The 4621-nt window shown below is 58.8% G+C and carries 3 protein-coding genes; all 3 read right to left on the reverse strand.

Translation table 11 applies throughout. The annotated features are described in order from the left end of the window. On the reverse strand, positions 1 to 405 hold a 405-nt coding region (locus tag NFS22_RS23130; protein WP_251319980.1), incomplete at its 3' end, for a hypothetical protein. Positions 406 to 444: 39 nt separating this feature from the next. After that, a complete protein-coding gene (locus NFS22_RS23135; protein ID WP_251319981.1) occupies positions 445 to 2562 on the reverse strand; it encodes a protein kinase domain-containing protein in 2118 nt (705 codons plus the stop codon). 20 nt (positions 2563 to 2582) lie between these two features. After that, on the reverse strand, positions 2583 to 4376 hold the full coding sequence (locus NFS22_RS23140) for a serine/threonine-protein kinase (RefSeq protein WP_251319982.1): 1794 nt from the start codon (positions 4374 to 4376) through the stop codon (positions 2583 to 2585). Positions 4377 to 4621 lie beyond the last annotated feature (245 nt).

A 4621-nucleotide genomic window follows, 5' to 3' on the forward strand; every position in this document is an offset into this window, starting at 1 on the left:
CATCTGAGACTGCATCATGCCCACCGTCTTGCCTGCCGCCGCCACGCTGACCCCCATCCCCGGCGGGGGCGGGGGCGCGGTCTGGACAGGCTCCGGGGTCGGCGCGCCGTAGCCCCTGGGGGGCATGGTCTTTTGGGCGGCGGTAACCGGGATGCCCCCGGACAGGGGGGCGGTTTTTTGCGGAGCCGTCACCGATACCCCGGACAGGGGTGCGGTCTTCTGGGCCGCCGTCACCGGGGTGCCGCCCACCGGGGCGGTGCGGCTGGGCGAGAGCACCGAGCGGCCGATGGGCGCGGTGCGCCCGGCGGAGGCCACGGTGATCTTCTGCCCGCCGTTGCAGTAGGGACAGGTGGGGTTTTTGTCCGGGTCGTAGAGGTGGCCCCGGCCACATTCGATCTGTGCCATAAAAATTCCCTCCTTTTAGCTGTTGATGTTCAAATCAGCTTAAGTCGCCAGAGTTACATTGGGAACATGAGCCAAAGCGGATGGATCGGAGACCCTCTTACCCGGAGATATATTTACGGTTTGGAGCTTCTCCAAATTTGCCAAAGCACTGACATCCAAAGTTCCGTTCCAGCCCCAGTCAAAATTGAGCGTTAGGGTGCGCAGATTTTTCATACCTGACAGGGCATTCAGGTCCGGATATTTTCCGTCGTTGCAATTTATCGTCAGTTCTGTAATTTCGGTCATGCCCTCCAGTCCCTTTAGACTTGTCAAGCCGTTGAGGTTGATCCAAACTCTGCGCAGTTTCGTCAAGCTGGCCAGAGACGAGAAATCCTGGGCGGTACACAAGTCCGAATTACTCATATGCAGCAATAAGGTCTCCAGCTGGGCCATATTTTGAAATACAGATAAGTCCTTAACATGGAGTTCACCATTCAGATCGATCTCCCGCAGCTTGGTCAGCCCCGCCAAGGGAGCCAGGTCCACATTTCCTACCGGGATATTCAGTAGTTCTAAATCTTTCATATTAGTCAGAAAATCCAAGCTGTCGATGGCATTACTGCCTGTGTACTTTACTCCAAGCGTGGACAAAGCTTTCAACTTTGTCATACCCGCTAAAGGCGACAGGTCTGTATAGTAGGGATCGGAGGGCAAATAGAGTTCTTCCATCTCTGTCATACCCGCAAGCGGAGATAAATCTTCCAAATTACGGCCATGCTCTCCAAGATTGAGATAAGTCAGCCCGGTAAGTCCCGCCAATGGGGATAAATCTGTTAGGCTGTCGCCGTTTAAAGTCAGCTTTTTCAGGCTAGTCATGTCCCCCAGTACCGCCAAATCTTCATCAGATAAACTCGCGTCACTTAAATCCAGTTCCTCCGCCCCGGCGCTGTACTCCCGCCCGGCTATGGTCACCTTGGGTCCCAGCATATCAATCAAGGGGTCAAGACCGCCGCCGCTGTCCCCTCCTCCGCCGGAGATTCCGGAGCCGCCGGGCGCGGTACTTGTCCCGCTGCCCCGGCCTCCCAGGACGGCTCCCAGGCCGACCGCTACCACGACAGCCGCCGCGATGCCGCCGATGACCAGGGGGTTGCGCTTCTTCTTTGCCGGCTGGGCGGGGGCGCCCACCGTGGGGACGTCCACCACCAGCTGGTTTTCGATGGCATCCAAAAACTCCGCCGCCGACTGGAAGCGGTCCTCCGGCTGGACGGCCAGGCCCTTCAAAATGGCCTTGTCCAGCCACTCGGGGACCTCCACCCCCGCCTGGGAGACGGGCACCAGCTCGTCGTGGTCCAGCCGCTCCAGGGACTCCGGGGGCAGGTAGCCCGTCAGGGCGGCATAGAAGCAGGCGGCGCAGGAGTACACGTCGGTGTAGGGCCCCTGACGGCCTCTTCTTATGTACTGCTCCTTGGGGGCGTAGCCCACCTTCAGGATCACGTCCAGGCTTTTGGACTTGTCCCCGATGGAGTATCGAGCGGAGCCGAAGTCCAGCAGCTTCACGTTGCCGTCCTTGGAGATGTAGATGTTGTCCGGCGTCACGTCTCGGTGGATGAAGCCCTCGGCGTGGACCGCCGTCAGCGCCCGAAGGACGGGGATCATCACGTTCAGGGTATCGTCCACGGACACCTTCCCGCCGTTGTTGGCGATGTAGGACTTGAAGCTGACCCCCTCGATGTAGTCCATGACGAAGTAGGAGGTGTCGTTCTGGTCAAAATAGCTGGACACACCGGCGATGTTGGGGTGGCCAATGAATTTGGCCAGGGTCCGGGCCTCCTCCTGGAAGCGCTCCGCGCCGTAGGTAAAGTCCTCCGCCCGGGTGTCCATCATGACGGACACGGTGGTCCCCTCCACGCGGGTGGCCATGTCGCTGGGCATGTACTCCTTCACCGCCACCTTGGCCTGGAGCTGGGTGTCGAAGGCTACGTAGGTGATGCCGAAGCCGCCCTGGCCCAGAACGCGGCCGACGATGTAGCGGTCGTTGAGCACCGTCCCCGCCCGCAGGGCCACCGGGAATTTCTGCTGGTTCTCCCCCAGGTCAAAGCCGCAGTGGGGACAGGGCTGGGTCGGGTCTGCTATCTGCCGGAAGCAGTTGTAGCAAAGGTGTTGGGTCGTAGTTGGCATGGTGTACGCTCACTCCTTCTTTAATCGCAGTTTTCCCTGACCAGACCAGGCAGGTGTTCCACTGGGGACCAGTCGGCGGTGATATGGTAGAACTCTGCTTTTTTCAGATTCTTTAAGTCCGCCAGAGGCGAGAGATCCAGGGGATACCGGGTTTCGCTGCTTGAGGCATAGCCGTAGACTTGCAGTTCCCGCAGATTTGTCATATTTCTGAGGAACTCCAGCACCGCGGGATCAGGGGGCGTCGTTCCGTCAGTGCCGATCTCAATATGCAGCTCCTCTAATTCCGTCAACGTCTCCAAGGATGAAAAATCATCATAGCCGCGGCAGTTCATCCGCAGCGTTTTCAGTCCGGTCAGGCTTTTGAGGGGTTCCAGAGACTGGACATAAGCCGGTTCCCACCGGTAGCCGGTGTCACTAATCCCCAGGGACCTCAAATTGGTCAGGTTAGACAGCGGGGAAAGATCATAGTAAACTCCGCCTTCCGCTCCCTGCAGATAAAAAGACAGGTCAGTCAAATCGGTCTTTTCCCCCAATTTATTGATATCCTCCTGGGTCTGGGGATCGGTCAGGTACAGGGGGCGCTCATACTGGGTATCCACCGGAGCAGACGGCTGCGGTGCAGGCGTTTTCTCCACCGGCGGCGGCTCCGCAGGCTGCTGCACCTCCGCCTGCGGCTCTGGCGGCACATAGGCAGTACTCCGGCTTCTTCCTCCCAGGAAGGCCCCGATCCCCACGCACACCGCCAGCACCGCCACGGCGGCGGCAATGAAGAAGATGCGGCCGCTCTTTTTCTCCGGGGCCTGCGCCGCTGGAGCGGCACCCGGCACCTCTACCACGATCTGATTCTCTACAGCGTCCAAAAACTCGGCCGCAGATTGGAACCGGTCCTCCGGCTGGACAGCAAGTCCCTTCAAAATGGCCCTGTCCAGCCACTCCGGGATATCCGGCAGCACCTGAGACACCGGGACCAGCTCATCCTGCTCCAGCCGGTCCAGGCTCTCCGGCGGCAATACCCCCGTCAGCGCCCCGTAAAGGCAGGCCGCGCAGGAATATACATCCGTGTACGGTCCCTGCCGCCCCCTGCGGATGTACTGCTCCTTCGGCGCGTATCCCACCTTCAGGATAACATCCAGGCTTTTGCTCTTATCCCCGATGGAATACCTCGCCGACCCAAAGTCCAGCAGCTTCACGTTGCCGTCTCTGGATATGTAGATGTTGTCCGGCGTTACGTCCCGGTGGATAAATCCCTCGGCGTGTACCGCCGTCAGCGCCCGCAGCACCGGGATCATCACGTTCAGTGCCTCATCCACCGACACGCTTCCACCCGCGTTGGCGATGTAGCTCTTAAAACTGATTCCCTCGATGTAGTCCATCACAAAGTAGGAAGTATTATTTTCATCAAAGCAGCTGGAAACACCCGCTATATTGGGATGCCCTATAAATTTTGCCAGCGTCCGGGCTTCCTCCTGAAATCGCTCCACACCATAGGTAAAATCCTCCGTCTTCGACCCGGCGAAAACAGACACGGTGGTCCCCATCCGGGCGGCCAGCTCACTGGGCATGTACTCCTTGACGGCGACCTTCGCCTGGAGCTGCGTGTCATAGGCCAGGTAGGTGATACCGAACCCGCCCTGGCCCAGCACCCGCCCCGTCAGGTAGCGCCCATTTAAAACGGTCCCCATCGGAAGAGCCGTTGGAAATCTGGCTCCATTCTCCGCCGGATCGAACCCGCAGTACGGGCACGGCCCCACAGCGCCGTCAAGGGGCTGGAAACAATTATAGCAGACCTGCTCCGTCTGATCGATCAACGACATAGCTTCATTCCTCCCAGAACCGGTTAATCTTTAATATCACGTTTCTCCACATTGGGAATGTGCTCCACCGGGGCCCAACTTGCAGCTCTGATGTTAGAAAAGCTGGCATTCTGGATGCTGTCCATTCCCGCCAGGGGCGAGAGATCCAGTCCCTCATCCGGCACAAAACTCAGAAGCTGTACCAATAGGCTAAAGCCTTTTTAACAAAGTGCGAAAAGCGGCAATCATGCAAACCGCCTGAGCAG

This window comes from Flintibacter muris, from assembly GCF_943192995.1.
Classification (GTDB): Bacteria; Bacillota; Clostridia; order Oscillospirales; family Oscillospiraceae; genus Lawsonibacter; species Lawsonibacter muris.

Bases quoted from the DNA above. Each gene is read 5' to 3' on its own strand.
- NFS22_RS23140 (WP_251319982.1), bottom strand. From the start codon at position 4,376: ATGTCGTTGATCGATCAGACGGAGCAGGTCTGCTATAATTGTTTCCAG.
- NFS22_RS23135 (WP_251319981.1), bottom strand. From the start codon at position 2,562: ATGCCAACTACGACCCAACACCTTTGCTACAACTGCTTCCGGCAGATA.